21 protein-coding genes and 1 tRNA gene are annotated in these 17,554 nt (G+C 72.3%); 4 read left to right on the forward strand and 18 right to left on the reverse strand.

What is annotated here, in order from left to right:
• Positions 1 to 12: 12 nt before the first annotated feature.
• Complete coding sequence (locus ACZ60W_RS12280; protein ID WP_469755349.1) at positions 13 to 1,533, reverse strand: MDR family MFS transporter; 1,521 nt, start codon at positions 1,531 to 1,533, stop codon at positions 13 to 15.
• 93 nt (positions 1,534 to 1,626) lie between these two features.
• Positions 1,627 to 2,070 carry a MarR family winged helix-turn-helix transcriptional regulator gene (locus tag ACZ60W_RS12285; RefSeq protein ID WP_469755266.1) on the reverse strand — a complete coding sequence of 148 codons (444 nt, stop codon included), beginning with the start codon at positions 2,068 to 2,070 and terminating at the stop codon, positions 1,627 to 1,629.
• A gap of 158 nt (positions 2,071 to 2,228) precedes the next feature.
• Between ACZ60W_RS12285 and ACZ60W_RS12290 the strand changes: the two genes are divergently transcribed.
• Complete coding sequence (locus tag ACZ60W_RS12290; RefSeq protein ID WP_469755267.1) at positions 2,229 to 2,468, forward strand: hypothetical protein; 240 nt, start codon at positions 2,229 to 2,231, stop codon at positions 2,466 to 2,468.
• Positions 2,469 to 2,604: 136 nt separating this feature from the next.
• On the opposite strand, the gene ACZ60W_RS12295 is transcribed toward ACZ60W_RS12290, so the two are convergent.
• Positions 2,605 to 3,246, reverse strand: coding sequence for a TetR family transcriptional regulator (locus ACZ60W_RS12295; RefSeq protein ID WP_469755268.1), 642 nt, complete (start codon positions 3,244 to 3,246; stop codon positions 2,605 to 2,607).
• A gap of 79 nt (positions 3,247 to 3,325) precedes the next feature.
• Here ACZ60W_RS12295 and ACZ60W_RS12300 point away from each other — a divergent pair, with 79 nt between their 5' ends.
• Entirely contained in the window at positions 3,326 to 4,258 is a 933-nt protein-coding gene (locus ACZ60W_RS12300; protein WP_469755269.1) for an oxidoreductase, read from the forward strand.
• A gap of 48 nt (positions 4,259 to 4,306) precedes the next feature.
• On the opposite strand, the gene ACZ60W_RS12305 is transcribed toward ACZ60W_RS12300, so the two are convergent.
• The 9 genes from ACZ60W_RS12305 to ACZ60W_RS12345 all read right to left on the reverse strand — a co-directional run bounded on the left by ACZ60W_RS12305 (position 4,307) and on the right by ACZ60W_RS12345 (position 9,940).
• Complete coding sequence (locus ACZ60W_RS12305; protein WP_469755270.1) at positions 4,307 to 5,116, reverse strand: hypothetical protein; 810 nt, start codon at positions 5,114 to 5,116, stop codon at positions 4,307 to 4,309.
• A 110-nt stretch (positions 5,117 to 5,226) separates the two neighbouring features.
• Positions 5,227 to 6,135 carry an RNA polymerase sigma factor SigF gene (locus tag ACZ60W_RS12310; RefSeq protein ID WP_469755271.1) on the reverse strand — a complete coding sequence of 303 codons (909 nt, stop codon included), beginning with the start codon at positions 6,133 to 6,135 and terminating at the stop codon, positions 5,227 to 5,229.
• A gap of 235 nt (positions 6,136 to 6,370) precedes the next feature.
• The gene (locus tag ACZ60W_RS12315; protein ID WP_366303221.1) at positions 6,371 to 7,216 is read right to left on the reverse strand and encodes an RNA polymerase sigma factor SigF; all 846 of its coding nucleotides are present in this window, start codon (positions 7,214 to 7,216) and stop codon (positions 6,371 to 6,373) included.
• 213 nt (positions 7,217 to 7,429) lie between these two features.
• Positions 7,430 to 7,723, reverse strand: coding sequence for a Dabb family protein (locus ACZ60W_RS12320; protein WP_401286832.1), 294 nt, complete (start codon positions 7,721 to 7,723; stop codon positions 7,430 to 7,432).
• Between the two features lie 9 nt (positions 7,724 to 7,732).
• Positions 7,733 to 7,897 carry a hypothetical protein gene (locus tag ACZ60W_RS12325; RefSeq protein WP_015034987.1) on the reverse strand — a complete coding sequence of 55 codons (165 nt, stop codon included), beginning with the start codon at positions 7,895 to 7,897 and terminating at the stop codon, positions 7,733 to 7,735.
• A gap of 408 nt (positions 7,898 to 8,305) precedes the next feature.
• Positions 8,306 to 8,390, reverse strand: a tRNA-Ser gene (locus ACZ60W_RS12330).
• A 67-nt stretch (positions 8,391 to 8,457) separates the two neighbouring features.
• Positions 8,458 to 8,886 carry a tRNA adenosine(34) deaminase TadA gene (gene tadA / locus ACZ60W_RS12335; protein ID WP_469755272.1) on the reverse strand — a complete coding sequence of 143 codons (429 nt, stop codon included), beginning with the start codon at positions 8,884 to 8,886 and terminating at the stop codon, positions 8,458 to 8,460.
• A 65-nt stretch (positions 8,887 to 8,951) separates the two neighbouring features.
• Positions 8,952 to 9,491 (reverse strand): tRNA adenosine deaminase-associated protein, encoded by a 540-nt coding sequence (locus ACZ60W_RS12340; RefSeq protein WP_469755350.1) that lies wholly within the window; start codon positions 9,489 to 9,491, stop codon positions 8,952 to 8,954.
• A 239-nt stretch (positions 9,492 to 9,730) separates the two neighbouring features.
• Positions 9,731 to 9,940: a hypothetical protein gene (locus ACZ60W_RS12345; RefSeq protein ID WP_469755273.1), complete on the reverse strand. Its 210-nt coding sequence runs from the start codon at positions 9,938 to 9,940 to the stop codon at positions 9,731 to 9,733.
• Between the two features lie 93 nt (positions 9,941 to 10,033).
• Here ACZ60W_RS12345 and upp point away from each other — a divergent pair, with 93 nt between their 5' ends.
• Complete coding sequence (upp, locus tag ACZ60W_RS12350; protein WP_469755274.1) at positions 10,034 to 10,669, forward strand: uracil phosphoribosyltransferase; 636 nt, start codon at positions 10,034 to 10,036, stop codon at positions 10,667 to 10,669.
• Between the two features lie 120 nt (positions 10,670 to 10,789).
• Here upp and ACZ60W_RS12355 read toward each other — a convergent pair whose 3' ends face one another.
• Positions 10,790 to 11,425, reverse strand: coding sequence for a LytR C-terminal domain-containing protein (locus ACZ60W_RS12355; RefSeq protein WP_469755275.1), 636 nt, complete (start codon positions 11,423 to 11,425; stop codon positions 10,790 to 10,792).
• A gap of 114 nt (positions 11,426 to 11,539) precedes the next feature.
• Positions 11,540 to 11,836 (reverse strand): type II toxin-antitoxin system VapB family antitoxin, encoded by a 297-nt coding sequence (locus tag ACZ60W_RS12360; protein ID WP_017240525.1) that lies wholly within the window; start codon positions 11,834 to 11,836, stop codon positions 11,540 to 11,542.
• Positions 11,837 to 11,933: 97 nt separating this feature from the next.
• On the opposite strand from ACZ60W_RS12360, the gene ACZ60W_RS12365 reads away from it, so the two are divergent.
• Entirely contained in the window at positions 11,934 to 13,619 is a 1,686-nt protein-coding gene (locus ACZ60W_RS12365; RefSeq protein ID WP_469755276.1) for a helicase HerA-like domain-containing protein, read from the forward strand.
• Here the strand turns inward: ACZ60W_RS12365 and ACZ60W_RS12370 are convergent, their stop codons facing one another.
• From ACZ60W_RS12370 to ACZ60W_RS12385, 4 genes are all read right to left on the reverse strand, one after another.
• Entirely contained in the window at positions 13,620 to 15,173 is a 1,554-nt protein-coding gene (locus ACZ60W_RS12370; RefSeq protein ID WP_469755277.1) for a M28 family metallopeptidase, read from the reverse strand.
• 115 nt (positions 15,174 to 15,288) lie between these two features.
• Positions 15,289 to 15,915: an HhH-GPD-type base excision DNA repair protein gene (locus ACZ60W_RS12375; RefSeq protein ID WP_469755278.1), complete on the reverse strand. Its 627-nt coding sequence runs from the start codon at positions 15,913 to 15,915 to the stop codon at positions 15,289 to 15,291.
• A gap of 42 nt (positions 15,916 to 15,957) precedes the next feature.
• A complete protein-coding gene (gene pip, locus ACZ60W_RS12380) occupies positions 15,958 to 16,935 on the reverse strand; it encodes a prolyl aminopeptidase (protein ID WP_469755279.1) in 978 nt (325 codons plus the stop codon).
• A gap of 34 nt (positions 16,936 to 16,969) precedes the next feature.
• Positions 16,970 to 17,530, reverse strand: coding sequence for an RBBP9/YdeN family alpha/beta hydrolase (locus tag ACZ60W_RS12385; protein WP_469755280.1), 561 nt, complete (start codon positions 17,528 to 17,530; stop codon positions 16,970 to 16,972).
• Positions 17,531 to 17,554: the final 24 nt, after the last annotated feature.

The raw sequence follows: 17,554 nt of genomic DNA on the forward strand, positions 1-17,554 counted from the left end.
CCGGGAGCTCTGTTACTTCTCGTCCGCCTTCACGGTGTTGCTCTTCAGCGCGACCTCCTTGATGAACAGGGTCACGACGAAGGCGAGCAGCGCGAAGGGCGCCGAGTAGAGGAACACGTCCGCGACACCGTGTCCGTACGCGCTCTCCATGACCGTGCGGATCGGGGCCGGCAGCTTGTCCATGTCGGGGATGCCGCCGCCCGAGCCGCCCTGGCCCATGGCGCCCGCGGCCTTCGGGCCGAGCTCGGCCAGACCGTCCTTGACGTAGCTCGTGACCCGGTGGGCCATGACCGCGCCCAGCGCCGAGACGCCGATCGCACCGCCCAGGGAGCGGAAGAAGGTGACGACGGAGGAGGCGGCGCCGAGGTCGGCGGGGGCCACCTGGTTCTGGGTGCAGAGCACGAGGTTCTGCATCATCATGCCGAGGCCGAGGCCCAGGACGGCCATGAAGACCGCGATGTGCCAGTACGTCGTGTCGTAGCGGATCGTGCCGAGCAGGCCGAGACCGCCGGCCGCCAGGGCGCCGCCGCTGACCAGCCACGCCTTCCAGCGGCCGGTCTTGGTGATGATCAGGCCGGAGACCGTGGAGGAGACGAACAGGCCCGCGATCATCGGGATGGTCAGGACGCCGGACATCGTCGGCGACTCGTTCCGCGCCAGCTGGAAGTACTGGCTGAAGAAGACCGTGCCGGCGAACATCGCGACACCCACGAAGAGCGAGGCGAGCGAGGCGAGGGTGATCGTGCGGTTGCGGAAGAGGCGGAGCGGGATGATCGGCTCGCTCGCCCTGGACTCGACGAGGACGAAGAGCCCGCCGAGCGCGATCGCGCCGAGGACCATGACGGCCGTCTGCCACGACATCCAGTCGTACTTGTCGCCGGCGAAGGTGACCCAGATCAGGAGCAGGGAGACGGCGGCGCTGATGAAGAGGGCGCCGGCCCAGTCGACCTTGACCTGCCGCTTCACGACGGGGAGGTTGAGGGTCTTCTGCAGGACGATCAGCGCGATGATCGCGAAGGGCACGCCGACGTAGAAGCACCAGCGCCAGCCGAGCCAGTCGGTGTCGGTGATGACGCCGCCGAGCAGCGGGCCGCCGACCGTGGCGACGGCGAAGGTCGCGCCGAGGTAGCCGCTGTACCGGCCGCGCTCGCGCGGGGCGATCATCGCGGCCAGGATGATCTGGGAGAGGGCGGTCAGACCGCCGACGCCGATGCCCTGGACGACCCGGCAGGCGATGAGCATGCCGGTGCTCTGCGAGAGGCCGGCGACGACCGAGCCCGCGACGTAGACGATCAGGGCTATCTGGACGAGCAGCTTCTTGGAGAAGAGGTCGGCCAGCTTGCCCCAGAGCGGGGTGGTCGCGGTCATCGCCAGCAGCGCGGCGGTGACGACCCAGGTGTACGCGGACTGGCCGCCGCCGAGGTCCGAGATGATCTGGGGGAGGGCGTTGGAGACGATCGTCGAGGACAGGATGGCGACGAACATGCCGAGCAGCAGCCCGGACAGCGCCTCCATGATCTGGCGGTGCGTCATCGGTGCGCCGCCGGAGGCGGTGTCCCCCTCCTTGGCGCTCCCGCCGCGCACACCGGTCTCGGGTGTGGTGGTAGCCATCAACTTCCTTCGTTCTCAAGCGTGGTGGGCCCGGCAGTCCCCGAAGGAATCGCGGAGGCGGGCGAGCAGGGTCGTGAGCAGTTCGACGTCTTCGTCGGACCAGTCCGCGAGGGTGCGGGCGAGCGTGGCGGTCAGCCGCCGGTCGAGCACGGCGAGCATGTCCACGCCCGCCGGGGTCAGATGGAGGATGCGGGAGCGCCGGTCGGCGGGGTCGGGCAGGCGCTCGACCCATCCGCGGTCCACCGTGTGGGCCACGTGACGGCTGCTGACCGACATGTCGACGGCCATCAGCTCCGCCACCCGGCCCATCCGGATGTCCCCGTGGTGGTTCAGCAGGGCGAGGACGATGGCGGATCCACCGGGGCAGTCGGCGGGCAGCGTCCGCGCGAGTCCGCGCTTCACGGCTCCGACGGCACTCACCTGGCGGGCGAGGTTCTCGTACCGATTGCCTCTGTCCATCGGGCACCCCATCGATGTTGTTGCTTAGGGCAACCATAGAGATGGATGGTTGCTCCAGGCAAACTAAATCGGTCAAACGGCGCTAAAGAATCGGCAAAGGAGGGGAGGGGAGGACGAGGGTTGGGGGCCCCGCCCCCCGTTCGCTAGGGTCCTGGCCCATGGCACACAACCCCCAAGCACCGTACGGCCAGGGCCAGGGCCCTCAGGGTCAGGGCCCCGAGGGCTACGACCCCGCCGGCAGCACGCAGATGTTCCGCGCCTTCGTCGACGAGGGCACCCCGCAGAGCCGGCAGCCGCAGGCCGCGGCCGCGTCGGGCGGCCCCAGGGTCGGCCTGATCGTGGGCGTGGTCGCGGTGATCGTCGTCCTCGCGGCCGTCGCCTGGCTGGCGCTGGGCTGACCCTCCGCACCTCCGCACGCCCGGGTGGGCCGGATCCGCGTCCGCGGACCGGCCCACCTCTTCTTTACCGGCCGCGCTCTTCCCTCGCGTCCGGGCTCCTCTTTCGAGGCAGGGCTCTTCTCTCGAGGCCGCGCGCCTACTCCTCTGCCCGCGCCCGCGCCTCCCCCGCCCGGTCCAGGGCCGGCGCGAGCACCGCGAACGCCTCTCCGATCAGCGCCGCCGGGTCCTCGGTGGCCTCGGGAACCTCGCCGGCGCTCCACCGGCGCAGGACGGTGTCGAACGCGGTCAGTGCCATGCCCGCGGCGAGTCGCGGGCGCAGGTCGGTCGCGGGGTCGAGGCCCAGCCGGCCCCCCAGTTCCGCCGCCAGCTCCTCGCGCCACTCCGTCTGGTGCTCCAGGAAGCGGGCGAGCAGGGAGGGGGTCCGGAGGATCAGCCGGACGACCGGGAGGACGCGCTCGGCGTGGTCGCCGCAGGCGGCCAGCGGGACGGAGACGACCTGCCGCAGTGCCTCGGAGAGGGGTTCCCCGGCGGGCCGGGCGGCGAGGGCCGCGCGCATGTCGGCGCCCATGCCCGCCAGGAACTGGACGACCACGTCCTCCTTGGAGGCGAAGTAGCGGAAGAAGGTCCGCTTGGAGACCCCGGCCGCGGTCGCGATCTCGTCGACGGTCGCCGCGTCGAACCCCTTGCGGGCGAACAGCCGGAGCGCCGCCTCGGTGAGCTCGGTCGCGACGAGCTGGCGTTTGCGCTGGGCGAGGCTGGTCTCGGAGCGGAGGGTCACGGACCGATGGTACGCGTGCCCTTCATGGCGCTTCGCGCCACTCTTGACACCGAGTGACATCAAAGGCAGCGTGTGTCGCATGACCAAGAAGCAGCGCCGGCCCGCCGGTCCCCTCCCGGACCAGACCGGGCGGGTCTTCGTCGTCACCGGGGCCAACAGCGGCCTGGGCCTGGCCACCACCCGGGCGCTCGCCCGCGGTGGCGGGCGGGTCGTCCTCGCCGTCCGGGACGTGAGGAGGGGCCGGGAGGCCGCGGACGGCCTCGTGGCGGACGGGGTGGACCCCGGCCTGCTCGACGTCCGCCTCCTCGACCTCGCCGACCTCGACTCGGTACGCGCCTTCGCCGACCGGCTGCGGGCGGACCACCCCCGCCTGGACGTGCTGATCAACAACGCGGGCCTGATGGCGCCGCCCCGCACCCTCAGTCCGCAGGGCCACGAGCTCCAGTTCGCCGTCAACCACCTGGGCCACTTCGCACTCACCGGGCTGCTGCTCGACCTGCTCGCCGCCGGGCGCGACCCCCGCGTGGTCACCGTCAGCTCGATCAACCACCGTCAGGGCCGCCTCCGCTTCGACGACCTCACCGGCGAGCGCGGCTACGCGCCCATGGCCTTCTACAACCAGTCCAAGTTCGCCAACGCCGTCTTCGGCCAGGAGCTCCACCGGCGGCTGACCGCGGCCGGCAGCCCGGTCCGCGGGGTCCTCGCCCACCCCGGCTACACCGCCACGCGCCTCCAGACCAAGGACACCGGCGGACTCGCGCGGCTGGTCTTCGGGTACCTCGGCAACCCGCTGCTCGCCCAGCGCCCGGAGCGGGGCGCGCTTCCCCAGCTGTACGCGGCGACCGACCCGTCCGTCCGGAGCGGGGAGTTCATCGGCCCGGACGGGCCGGGGGAACTGCGCGGCGCGCCGGGGCGCGTCCGTCTCTCCGCCGCGGCGGCCGACCCCGGGACGGGCCGCCGGCTGTGGGAGCTCTCGGAGGAGCTGACCGGGGTACGCCCTCCGGGGCTGTGAGGCGGCGTGCGGCCGCGCGGGGGTCCGGCCCCGCCGGAACCGTGCCGCTCACCGCCAGGTGGCGCTGACCTCCCGGGTGTCGACGTGCATCCCCAGCGGCACCCGCCAGGAGTCCACGCAGACGGTGTACGTCCGGGTCCTCGTGGTCCCGGCGGCGATCGGCGCGGGCAGCGGCTGGGTGGAGGTGACGGTCGCCCAGTCGACGCCGAGGGAGCCGATGACGTGGGTGGCGAAGGTGACCGTGCCCGACGTCGCGGCGGAACCGCCGGTGTTGCGGAAGGCGACCGTGACCTGCTCGCACCAGCGCCGGTCGCCGTCGGCGAGGGAGGGCGCGGAGACGGAGAGCACGGCGGGTCCGGGCGTCGGCGCGGGAGTGCCGCCGGGCGTCGTCGGGGGCCGGGTCGAGGGGTTCGCCGTCGCGGGGGAGGAGGGCGGTCGGGCCGGGTCCTGGCCGCCGGGGCGCGGGGCCGTGCCGCCCGTGGAGGGCCGTCCGGCGGGCGGGGGCGACGGCCGGCCGGCGCCGGTGCCCGGGGGCGCGCCCGGGGCCCGTGTGGCCGCCGGAGCGGTGTCCGGGCCGGCGGCGGTGCCCGCCCCCGGATCCGCACCCGGGCCGGGCGGTGCCGACGGGCCGGAGGGCGAGGGGGACGAGGTGCTGGAGGTCAGGCCGGGAGTGGTGGGGCCGTCGAGGGGGACCAGGGTGACCGCGCCGGACGGGGCGACGGCGCTCCTGGGCGCGGGGCCGGCGCCGACCGCCGCGAATCCCCCGCCGTCCGAGCCGCCGCACGCGGTCAGCGCCCCGCCGAGGCAGAGCGCCGCCGCCACGAGTCCCGGCACCGGGCCGGACGTCCTTGGCCTCATGACCCCAGTCTGACTGACGACACGTCAGAAAGCTTGAGTTCGGCGGAAGTCGGCTCGAACGAACGGGTCGGGCCGGTCGCGTCGAGCCGGCCCCGCGGGGCCGAAGGGGCTCAGTCGGAGATGAGGCCCTCGCGCAGCTGGGCGAGGGTGCGGGTGAGCAGCCGCGAGACGTGCATCTGGGAGATGCCGACCTCTTCGCCGATCTGCGACTGGGTCATGTTGGCGAAGAAGCGCAGCATGATGATCTGCCGCTCGCGGGGCGGCAGTTTGGCCAGCAGCGGCTTGAGCGACTCGCGGTACTCGACGCCCTCCAGGGCGGTGTCCTCGTAGCCGAGGCGGTCGGCGAGCGAACCCTCGCCGCCGTCGTCCTCGGGCGAGGGGGAGTCGAGCGAGGAGGCGGTGTACGCGTTCCCGACGGCGAGGCCGTCGACCACGTCCTCCTCCGACACCCCCAGCACGGCGGCGAGTTCGGGGACGGTGGGGGAGCGGTCGAGCTTCTGGGCGAGCTCGTCGCTGGCCTTGGTGAGGGCGAGCCGCAGCTCCTGGAGCCGGCGCGGCACGCGCACCGACCACGAGGTGTCGCGGAAGAAGCGCTTGATCTCGCCGACGACGGTCGGCATCGCGAACGTCGGGAACTCCACGCCCCGTTCGCAGTCGAAGCGGTCGATCGCCTTGATCAGGCCGATGGTGCCGACCTGGACGATGTCCTCCATCGGCTCGTTGCGGGAGCGGAAGCGGGCCGCCGCGTACCGCACGAGGGGGAGGTTGAGCTCGATGAGGGTGTCGCGGACATAGGTCCGCTCCGGGCTGTCCGCGGAGGCTCCCTCGGCGTCCAGGGCGCGCAGCCGCAGGAAGAGGGAGCGGGAGAGGGTGCGGGTGTCGAGGGCTCCGGACGGGACGGACACGGGCGGCGGAGGCGTGACCTCCGTGCTCTCGGCCGCGGTCGGCGCCGTCGTCTGCGTGGGCACGGGAACGGGCGTGAGCGTGAGCACCTTCGAGCTGCCCAGTTCTGTGGACATGCCACCCCCTTGAGGTCGCGGACGGTCGCGGTGGCCGCGACCATCTGAGGAACGCAGCCTCCACCTGAATACCGGCGGTGGGGCTGCGGCAAACTCGGTTCCAGCAGAATGTCACATGTCGGCAACACGCTGTAGTGACTTGTCGACAAGGCGAAAGCGCATATCCGCAGGAAACAAGGGGTGTGGGGCACGCGGTGCCCCGCGGAACTGCTCCGAACCGGTCTACCCGTTCCGGTTACGCCTCGATTCTGTTTGCGGATCTCAGACGTGCGAAGCTCCGGGCGAGGAGCCTTGACACGTGCATCTGGGAGACCCCCAGTTCCTGGCTGATCTGAGACTGGGTCAGGTTGCTGTAGTAGCGCAGCATGAGGATCCGCTGCTCCCGCTCGGGCAGCTGGACGAGGAGGTGCCGGACGAGGTCGCGGTGCTCGACGCCGGCCAGGGCGGGGTCCTCGTAGCCGAGGCGGTCGAGGAGTCCGGGCAGTCCGTCGCCCTCCTGCGCGGCCTCCAGGGAGGTGGCGTGGTACGAGCGTCCGGCCTCGATGCAGGCGAGCACCTCGTCCTCCCCGATCCGCAGCCGCTCGGCGATCTCGGCGGTCGTGGGGGAGCGGCCGTGGGCGGTCGTCAGGTCCTCGGTGGCGCCGTTCACCTGGACCCACAGCTCGTGGAGCCGGCGCGGCACGTGCACCGTGCGGACGTTGTCGCGGAAGTACCGCTTGATCTCGCCGACGACGGTGGGCATGGCGAAGGTGGGGAACTGCACGCCGCGGTCGGGGTCGAAGCGGTCGATGGCGTTGATGAGGCCGATGGTGCCGACCTGGACGACGTCCTCCATCGGCTCGTTCCGCGAGCGGAAGCGGGCCGCCGCGTACCGGACGAGGGGGAGGTTGGCCTCGATGAGCGCCCCGCGCACCCGGTGGTGCTCGGACGTGCCCGGCTCCAGGTTCTTGAGCTGCCCGAAGAGGACCTGGGTCAGCGCGCGGGTGTCGGCGCCCCGGGTGCTCTGGGGGCGGGGGCGCGGGGTCTCCGCGCCGCCTGCCTCGTGCTGGGGCGGGACTTGAGGCGCTGTACTGGCCGGCACGTTCACGCCACCCCTTCGGCAGGTCTTGCTGGTCGACCGGATCAACTACGGTCAACTCATCCGTCAAAAGCGGTCATAGCATCACAAGACATGTCCACTGTGTGCAAGCACCGCATAACCACGTGTTGAGGGCATGATGGTGGAAAAAGGGGAGGTCACGCACGGAAAAGGCCCCCCGCCGCGAGGGCGGGGGGCCTCCGGGTGAGGCGGGGGCTAGAAGGCGTAGTCCGCGATCACCCAGGTGGCGAACTCGCGCCACTGGGCGACGCCCGCCTGGTGCGCGGGGTGCTCCAGGTAGCGCTGGAGCGCGTCGGTGTCCTCGACGGCCGAGTTGATGGCGAAGTCGTACGCGATCGGCCGGTCCGTGATGTTCCAGTCGCACTCCCAGAACCGCAGCTCGGGGATCTGCCCGCCGAGTGCGCGGAACGCCTCGACGCCCGCGACGACGCGCGGCTCGTCACGGGCGACGCCGTCGTCGAGCTTGAAGAGGACCAGATGGCGGATCACGGAGGGCTCCTAGTTGATGAGTTCGGTCATGAACTCGCCGACACCCTGGGCGGCGCTGGAAATGCCCTCGAACCCTACCTGTACGAGGTCCGCGGCCCGGGCCGGGGACGTGACGATCGTGTACAGCACAAAGACCACGACCGCGTAGAGCGCGACCTTCTTCGCTTGCACCACTGACCAGCCCTCCCCGGGACCCCCGCCGTACGATCGCGCCACTCTAACCGAGCCTTTATGGACCAAGGACCCGGAGATCGAGGCCTTTTGCCGCCCGCCGGAAGGGTGACGCCGACGCAGGATGGATGTCGAGCCCGGCGGATCTGGCAGGAATCCACGGGGCTCCTGGAACCGGCCCGCACTGCGGGGTCCGCGCCGCGAGCTTCCCCCCTGAACGCGGCACGGACTTGCAGGTCCGGTTCTCATCGGGGGGAACGGCTTGTCCCCCCGATGCCGTTCCCCCCGTCCTACGCGACGAGGCCCCGGCCGCGCCCCGAGCGCCGCCGGGGCCTTCCGCGTGCCCGTACGGGCGTCTCCCGGGGGTACGCCGAAGGGCCCGGTGCAGTGCACCGGGCCCTTCGATCGAAGCGGTAGCGGAGGGATTTGAACCCTCGGTGAGTTTCCCCACACTCGCTTTCGAGGCGAGCTCCTTCGGCCGCTCGGACACGCTACCGAGAGAGAGCTTAGCCGAAGTTGGCGCTGCGATGAAATCCGTATCCCCGACGAGGTCAGCGGGGGTGTCAGCGGTCGCGGAAGAACGCCGTCAGCTGCTCCGCGCACTCCTCGCCGAGCACGCCGTGGATCACCTCGGGACGGTGGTTGAGCCGGCGGTCCCGCACGAGGTCCCAGAGCGAGCCGGCCGCGCCCGCCTTCTCGTCGAGCGCGCCGAACACCACCCGGTCGACCCGCGACTGGACGAGGGCGCCCGCACACATCACACAGGGCTCCAGCGTCACGACCAGCGTGCACCCCGTCAGACGCCACTCGCCGGTCGCGGCGGCCGCCCGGCGCAGCGCGAGCACCTCGGCGTGCGCGGTGGGGTCACCGGCCGCCTCCCGCTCGTTGTGGGCCCGGGCGAGGACGCGCCCGTCCGGGCCGAGCACGACCGCGCCGACCGGTACGTCACCGGCCGGCCCGGCCGCGGCGGCCTCGTCGAGCGCCAGCCGCATGGCATCCCGCCAGGGATCCCGTACGGGGTCGGCCGCGGAGTTCGGAACGGGTACCGCCGATGCCACTAGCGCACGGCCTCCAGCACCTCGGAGGCGCCCAGCGCGTCCGCGATCACCGCGAGGGCGTCGCTGTCGAGGGCACGGAGCTCGCGCTCCGAGAGGCCGAGGTCCGCGAGGACCAGCGCGTCGCCGACCGGCGCGGACGGCACCGCCCCGGCGAGCGCACCGGCCTCGTCGTCCTCGTCCTCGTCCTCGTCGTCGGTGAGCGGTTCCCCGTCCTCCGTGCCGTCCAGGTCGAGGGACGCCAGCTCGTCGAGCTCGGCGTCGAGGTCGTCGCCGAGGATCTCCCGGGTGAGGATCTCCCCGTACGAGGAACGGGCGGCGGCGGCGCCGTCCGAGACGTAGATCCGAGGGTCTTCCTCACCCTCGATCCGTACGACCCCGAACCACGCGTCCTCCTGCTCGATGTAGACGATCACCGTGTCGTCGTCCGAGGCCTCGCGGGCCAGCTCGGCCAGATCCGACAGGGTCTCCACGTCGTCGAGCTCCGTGTCGCTCGCTTCCCACCCGTCTTCGGTGCGCGCGAGCAGTGCGGCGAAGTACACCTGACTCTCTCCCACTGATCAGAGGTGTGACGTTCCGGCGGCGCGCTCCTGGTGCCCCGCCCCATCGGCATCGTGACAGAAACGGGGCGCGCAGGAGAGGTCTTCGGCTCTTGCGTCGTGCATCAGTCTGAACGACACCGCCATCGGGCGGGCGTGCGACCCCGGCGCACGGAGGGGGCGCACGGCCGGCCACCGGGCCCGCCGCCGCCACCACCGGGCCCGGTGGCCCCGCACCGCCCTCACCAGCGGAAGGTCCGCATGCGCATGGCCTGGCGCATCCGGGCGGCCCGGGCGCGCCGAGGCTGCACGCGTTCGCGCAGCGCCTTGGCCTCGTTCAGTTCGCGGAGGAACTGGGCGCGGCGCCTGCGGCGCTCCGCGTCGGTCTCCGGTGCCGGCGTCCGGACCGCCCTCTTGGCGGTTCCCTCGGCCGGTTCTTCCAGGTCGGGCATAGGCCACACCACCCCCATCGCTGGGTCCCTGTGCCCCCACCTTCCCCCGGTGGCGTGGGTCGACGCCAGTGCGGGGCGGGCTACTGTTGAGTCATGCGTCTCCACGTCGTCGACCACCCCCTGGTCGCCCACAAGCTCACCACCCTGCGCGACAAGCGCACGGACTCCGCGACCTTCCGCCGTCTCGCCGACGAGCTGGTCACCCTGCTCGCCTACGAGGCGACGAGGGACGTCCGGACCGAGCAGGTCGACATCGAGACCCCCGTCACGGCCACGACCGGCGTGAAGCTGTCGTACCCGCGTCCGCTGGTGGTCCCGATCCTGCGCGCCGGTCTCGGCATGCTCGACGGCATGGTCCGGCTCCTGCCGACCGCCGAGGTCGGCTTCCTCGGCATGATCCGCAACGAGGAGACGCTGGAGGCGTCGACCTACGCCACGCGGATGCCGGAGGACCTCTCGGGCCGCCAGGTCTACGTCCTCGACCCGATGCTGGCGACCGGCGGCACGCTGGTCGCGGCGATCCAGGAGCTCATCAAGCGCGGCGCCGACGACGTGACCGCGGTCGTGCTCCTCGCCGCCCCGGAGGGCGTCGAGGTCATGGAGCGCGAGCTGGCCGGCACCCCGGTCACCGTCGTGACGGCCTCGGTCGACGAGCGCCTCAACGAGAACGGCTACATCGTCCCGGGACTCGGCGACGCGGGCGACCGCATGTACGGCTCCGCCGAATAAGCAGCGGTCGGCTCCGCCGAACAAGCAGAGGTCGGCTCCGCCGAACAAGCAGCGGTCGGCTCCGCCGAGATCCCGCCGGGCCGGTGGCCCGGGGATCCGGCGAAGCCGTCGCGTAGGACGTCAGCCCTGGGCGCAGGGCTTGGCCGCGGGCGCGGGCCTGGTCAGGGCGACCAGGGCCGCGTCCGCCGTCGGTTTCGGGGCCAGCGCCGTGAAGGCGGTCCCGATGATCAGGTCCACGTCGGCGGTGGCCCGGGCGTCCATCTTGGTCGTGGCGCCCTTCAGCTGGGTGCCGAGGACGGGGAAGGCGCCCTTGGCGGCCGCGGGCGCGCCGAGGAGCAGTCCGGTGCCGGTGACCTTCTTGTCGTAGGCGGTCGGGGCGTTGCCCACCTTGCCGATGGTGAAGCCGCGTTTCTTCAGCTCGTCGGCGGTCGTCTTGGCGAGCCCGCTGCGCGGGGTCGCGTTGTAGACGTTGACCGTGATCTGGCCGGGCTTGGGGAGGATGACGGCGGGCGCCGTGGTCGCCTTCGCGACGGGTTTGCAGTCGGCCTGTCTGCCGGCGGCCGTCTGCGTGCCCTCGTCGCCGGAGAACACGTCGACGAGCTGGAGGGTGCCCCAGCCGGCCGCGCCGAGCACGACCACGGCGGCTGCGGACGCGAGGATGATCCGGCGCCGGCGGTGGGGGCGGCGCATGCGCGGGTAGACGTCCCCCGTGATGCGGTACTTTCCGCCCATTCCGGGGGGAGTGAGCATGCTCATGAACGCAGCGTAGTGCCGCCCGTCGGCGATGCCTACTTGATGATCATGTGATCGCGTCCGGATGGGGGCGAACTGACCCCGAAAGGGTCAGCCGCGGGGGCCGAGCGGGCCTTCTCAGTCCATCTCGAGGACGCGGGCGTGCAGCACCTGGCGCTGCTGGAGCGCCGCACGGACGGCGCGGTGCAGCCCGTCCTCCAGGTAGAGGTCGCCGCGCCACTTCACGACGTGCGCGAAGAGGTCGCCGTAGAACGTGGAGTCCTCGGCGAGCAGCGTCTCCAGGTCCAGCTGGCCCTTGGTGGTGACCAGCTGGTCGAGGCGGACCGGGCGCGGCGCGACGTCCGCCCACTGCCGGGTGCTTTCCCGGCCGTGGTCGGGATACGGCTTTCCGTTACCGATGCGCTTGAAGATCACACGGAAAGCCTACCGGGCGACCGGCTCCCGGCGCAGCCAGGCGCGGGCAGTGGGATGCTGGTGCACATCGTTACAAAACCGACATTGGGGTGCGGTCATGAGCGTGAGCGAGCAGCCGCCGGCAGCCGGAGAGGCCGGGGCGGCCGCCCCGGCCGGGACCGCCGCGGAAGCCCGGGACCCGGCCGCGACGGGTGCCCCGGAGGCCCCCGCGCTAGCGTCCGGACCGGCCGCCGGGATCGCCGCCGGATACGCCTTCGAGGGCCCGGCCCTCGAACTGGGGGCGCTGCTGTGGGACGGCGCGTGTCACCCGGACGCGCCGATCCGCATCCCGCTGCCGGTGCTCAACCGCCACGGGCTGGTGGCCGGCGCGACGGGCACCGGCAAGACGAAGACGCTCCAGCTGATCGCCGAGCAGCTCTCCTCCCACGGGGTGCCGGTCTTCCTCGCCGACATCAAGGGCGACGTCTCGGGGATCTCGGCGCCCGGCCAGGACGGCGAGAAGGTCAGGGCGCGGGCCGCCGAGGTGGGCCAGGAGTGGCGGGCGACCGGCTTCCCCTGCGAGTTCTACGGCCTGGGGGGCCTCGGCCCCGGCATCCCGGTGCGCGCGACGGTGACCAGCTTCGGCCCGGTCCTGCTGTCGAAGGTGCTCCAGCTCAACCAGACGCAGGAGCAGTCGCTCGGCCTGATCTTCCACTACGCGGACGCGAAGGGGCTGGAGCTGGTCGACCTCAAGGACCTGCGGGCGGTGGTCGCCTTCCTGGTCTCGGACACCGGCAAGGCCGAACTGAAGGGGATCGGCGGGCTGTCGACGGTGACGGCCGGCGTGATCCTGCGGGCGCTCACGGCCTTCGAGCAGCAGGGGGCGAGCGGCTTCTTCGGGGAGCCGGAGTTCGACACGAGCGAGTTCCTGCGGGCCGCGGCGGACGGCCGGGGGGTCGTCTCGGTCCTGGAGCTGCCGGCCGTCCAGGACAAGCCGCAGCTCTTCTCGACGTTCCTGATGTGGATGCTGGCGGACCTCTTCCACGACCTGCCGGAGGTCGGCGACCTGGAGAAGCCGAAGCTGGTCTTCTTCTTCGACGAGGCGCACCTGCTCTTCAACGGGGCCTCGAAGGCGTTCCTGGAGTCGATCACCCAGACCGTGCGGCTGATCCGCTCGAAGGGCGTCGGCGTCTTCTTCGTGACGCAGACCCCGAAGGACGTGCCGTCGGACGTGCTGGCGCAGCTCGGCAACCGGGTGCAGCACGCGCTGCGCGCCTTCACCCCGGACGACGCCAAGGCCCTGAAGGCGACGGTGCGGACCTTCCCGAACTCGCCGTACGACCTGGAGGAGGTCCTCACCGGCCTGGGGACGGGCGAGGCGGTGGTGACCGTGCTGAGCGAGAAGGGCGCGCCGACGCCGGTGGCGGCGACCCGGCTGCGGGCGCCCGAGTCGCTGATGGGCCCGGTCGACGCGGCGGCGCTGGACGCGGCGGTGAAGGGCTCGCCGCTCCACGGGCGGTACGCGGAGGCGGTGGACCGCGAGTCGGCGTACGAGCGGCTGACGGAGGAGCAGCGGGCGGCGGAGGCGGCGGCGCTGGAGGCCGCCGCGGCGAAGGAGGCGGCGAAGGCCGCGAAGGAGGCCGAGAAGGCCGGAGCGAGGGCTCCCCGGCAGAAGGAGGAGCCCTCGCTGGCCGAACAGGTGGTGGGCAGCGGGATCTTCACGTCCCTGGCCCGGTCGATCGGCACCCAGCTGGGCCGGGAGATCAGCCGCTCGGTCTTCGGGACCGCCCGCCGCCGCAGGTGACTACTCGGTGACCTCGTGGTGGTCGTCGTGCAGGCCGCCGCCGCTGCCCGCGTCGCCGGTGGTCGGGACGGAGACGACCGGCTTGCGGAGCGAGGAGATGTCGTGGGCGTAGGTGCCCACGGCGTTGGCGATGACCTTGATGTTGGCGTCGAACGCCTTCATGTTGACGTTGCTGAGGTTGTCGCCCTTGGCGTGGTAGTTCACGTCGTAGGCGACGCCCGCCGTGCCGCCGAAGCGGGCGGCCTGGGCGGCGGTCTTGATGCCCTCGGCGCCGGTGAAGGTGCCGCCGGAGGGGATGCCGACCTCGATGAACGGACCGTAGTCGGAGCGTCCGGTGAAGTCGGTGCCCTCGTGCGGGAGTCCGCGCGCGTCCATGAAGTCGGTGATGTCGCGCTCCAGCTGGGCGGAGCCCTCCGGGCCCGCGCCGGCGCCGGTGGCGTCGGAGTCGTCGCCGTCGTAGACGAAGAGGCCGTAGTTCGGCGAGGCGATCATGTCGAAGTTCAGGTAGAGCTTGATCTCGTTCTTGTCGAGCGCCGTGAGGGTGTTCACGTAGTGCTCGGAGCCGAGGAGGCCGTTCTCCTCCGCGGACCACCAGGCGAAGCGGACCTTGTTGCGGACCTTGTCCTTCGACTTGGCGAGCTCCAGGGCGGTCTGGAGGAGGCCGGCCGAGCCCGAGCCGTTGTCGTTGATGCCGGGGCCGGCGGTGACGGAGTCGAGGTGGGAGCCGAGCATCACGGTGTCGGCCGCGTTGCCGCCGCGGGTCTCCGCGATGACGTTGTTGGTGGAGCGCAGCTCCTGGAGCTGGCGGATCTCCAGGGAGAGGGAGACCGGGCCGTTGGCGAGGTCGGCGGCGAGGGCGTTGCCCTCGGCCTGGGTCAGGCCGCCGGTCGGGACCTTGCCGGCGGCGGGGTCGCCGAGGGTGCCGGAGAGGGCGCCGTCGGTGTTGTTGTAGATGACGGCGGCGGCGGCGCCGGCGGCGGCGGCGTTCTGCTGCTTGACGGCGAAGGTGCAGCCGCCGCGCTTGATCAGGGCGATCTTGCCGGTGAAGGTGTTCGGGGCGAAGTCGCCGGGCTCGCAGCCGGTGGTGCCGTCGGCGTCGACGGGGACGGCGACCAGGGCGGCGGTGATGCCGCCGACCGGGGTGGACTTGGTGTAGGTCATCGCCTTGATGTCGAGCGCGCGGGGCGCGGGGGCGACGACGGAGGCCTTCTCGGCGAGCGTCTCCGTGTACTGGAACTCGAACTTCTGGTACCGGACGTCGTATCCGGCCTTCTTGAGCTGCGTGTACACGTACGCCGCGGAGGCGTCGTGGCCGAGCGAGCCGGCCGCGCGGTGGCCGCCGGCCGAGTCGGCTATCGCCTGGAACTTCTGCAGGTGCTTGTAGGCGTCCTGGGCGGTGGTTTCGCGGACCAGCTTCTTCGCCAGCTTGGCGGCATCGCGGGCGGGTGCGGCCGAGGGGTCCTGCCCGGCGGTGGCGGGTGAGGCGAGGACCAGCGGGGTGGCGAGGGCGGCAGCGGCCAGAATGGCCGCGGCACGGCGCTGGGATGCGTTCACAGAAGTCCTTCCCGTGATGGACGAGGTTGAGGGGAAGTTAGCGATGGTGGGGGCATTCTGTGAACAGGTTCTGCGTAATTCCTGTCAACTTGAGCAGGATTGACATGTGGAATTATCAATTCCCGGATGCTTTACCCTCCTTGGCGGCTTTCGCCGCTTTGGCTGCCGCCTTCATCTCCTGCTTGTGCGCCCGCACCTTCGCGAGCGACTCCGGCCCGGTGATGTCGGCGGCCGAGCGGTACGACCCCTGCTCGCCGTAGGCGCCCGCAGCCTCGCGCCAGCCCTGCGGCCGCACGCCGTACTGCTTGCCCAGCAGGGCCAGGAAGATCTGCGCCTTCTGCTTGCCGAAGCCCGGCAGCGCCTGCAGCCGGGCCAGCAGCTCCTTGCCGGTGGCCGCGTCCCGCCAGACGGCCGCCGCGTCGCCCCCGTACTCCTCGACGAGGTACCGGCACAACTGCTGCACCCGCTGCGCCATCGACCCCGGGTAGCGGTGCACCGCCGGTTTCTCGGAGAGCAGCGCGGCGAACTCCTCCGGGTCCCGGGCCGCGATCTCGTGCGCGTCCAGGTCGTCGGCGCCGAGCCGCGCGGCGATCGTGTACGGCCCCGAGAAGGCCCACTCCATCGGCACCTGCTGGTCGAGCAGCATGCCGACGAGCGCGGCCAGCGGCGACCGGCCGAGGAGGGCGTCGGCCTCCGGCTGCTGGGCGAGGTGGATCTCGGGCGTCGTGGACTCGGGACTCATACCCCGATCATCCCGCCGGGGAGCCGGCTCCGCCCGGCGGGATCACCCCTTCGCGAACCGGTCCAGGGCCGTGAGCAGCAGTTTCCCGGTCTCCTCGCCTCCCAGGTGGCCGGCGGACTCCACCATGTGCAGCGTGGCGTCCGGCCAGGCACGGGCGAGCTCCCAGGCGGTGGCGGGAGGGCCGCCCATGTCGAGGCGGCCGTGGACGAGGACGCCGGGGATGCCGGCGAGCCGGTGGGCGTCGCGGATCAGGGCGCCCTCCTCCAGCCAGGCGCCGTGCGCGAAGTAGTGCGCGCAGATCCGCACGAAGCCGAGCCGGTGGTCGTCCACCCGGTCGGTGTACGGGGTGCCCATGCCCTCCATCGACAGGACCGCGTCCTCCCAGGCGCACCAGTCGGCCGCCGCCCGCTCCCGCACGGTCCGGTCGGGGTGCTCCATCAGGGCGGCGTAGGCCCGGACCAGCCCGGGGACCCCGTCCTGCCGCGCCCCGGTCCCGGGCCCGTCCGGGACGGCGCCGGCCGCCCCCGCGCGGAACCGCTCGTGGGCCTCGGGGAAGAAACGGCCGACGCCCTCGTACAGCCAGGCGGTCTCCGAGCGGCGGGTGGTCGTCACGGCCGCGACGACGATCTCGGTCACGCGCTCCGGGTGCGCCTCCGCGTACGCGAGGATCAGGGTGGAGCCCCAGGAGCCGCCGTACAGCAGCCACCGGTCGATCCCCAGGTGGACGCGGAGCCGCTCCATGTCGGCGACCAGGTGCGCGGTGGTGTTCACCGACAGGTCGGCCGCCGGGTCGCTCGCGTGCGGCGTGGAGCGCCCGCAGCCCCGCTGGTCGAAGAGGACCACCCGGTAGGCCGCCGGGTCGAAGAACCTCCTGGCCCGGGGCGACGACCCGGAGCCCGGCCCGCCGTGCACGACCAGCGCGGGCTTGCCCGCCGGATTGCCGGAGACCTCCCAGTGGATCCGGTTGCCGTCCCCCACGTCGAGCAGGCCCTGGTCGTACGCCGCGGTCTCCGAGTACATCCGCGGGAGCCTATCGGCGTACATCCGCGGGAGCCTACCGGCCCTTCACCCGGACGGCCGGGTCCTCGCACCATTCCAGGACCGAGTCCCAGGCCCCGTACCCCGCGTCCGGGTTGAGGTGCCCGCCGCCCGGCACGTGGTCCCGGTCGAGGCCCAGCGGGACGCCGTAGTGCACGTCCGCGCCCTCGGGGCAGTACGGGTCGCCGTCGCCGTACACCAGGCGGGCCGACAGGCCCCGCTCCGTCAGGTCGAGGCCGTCGGCGAAGGCGGCGATCTCGGGGATGCCGGCCGCCACCGGCGGCGAGGGCGGTGCGACGAGCAGGACCCGGTCGGCGTCCGGCCGCCGCGCGCCCGCCCGCAGCCACAGCAGCACCGACAGGCTGTGCGCGAGGACGACGAACCCGCCCTCGGCCGGCCGCCGGCCGTGCTCCTCCAGGGCGTCGAGCCACTCGGCGAGCACCGGCGCGTCCGGCCGGGGCAGCTGCGGGTAGCGGACCTCGTGGCCGCGCTCCCGCAGCCGTTCGGCGAGCCAGTGCTGCCAGTGGCCGGGCGGACGGTGGTTCTGGAAGCCGTGCAGGATCAGGTACGTGGTCATGCCATGATCCTGCGACCGCGGCCC

Source organism: Streptomyces sp. NPDC104202 (assembly GCF_055584185.1).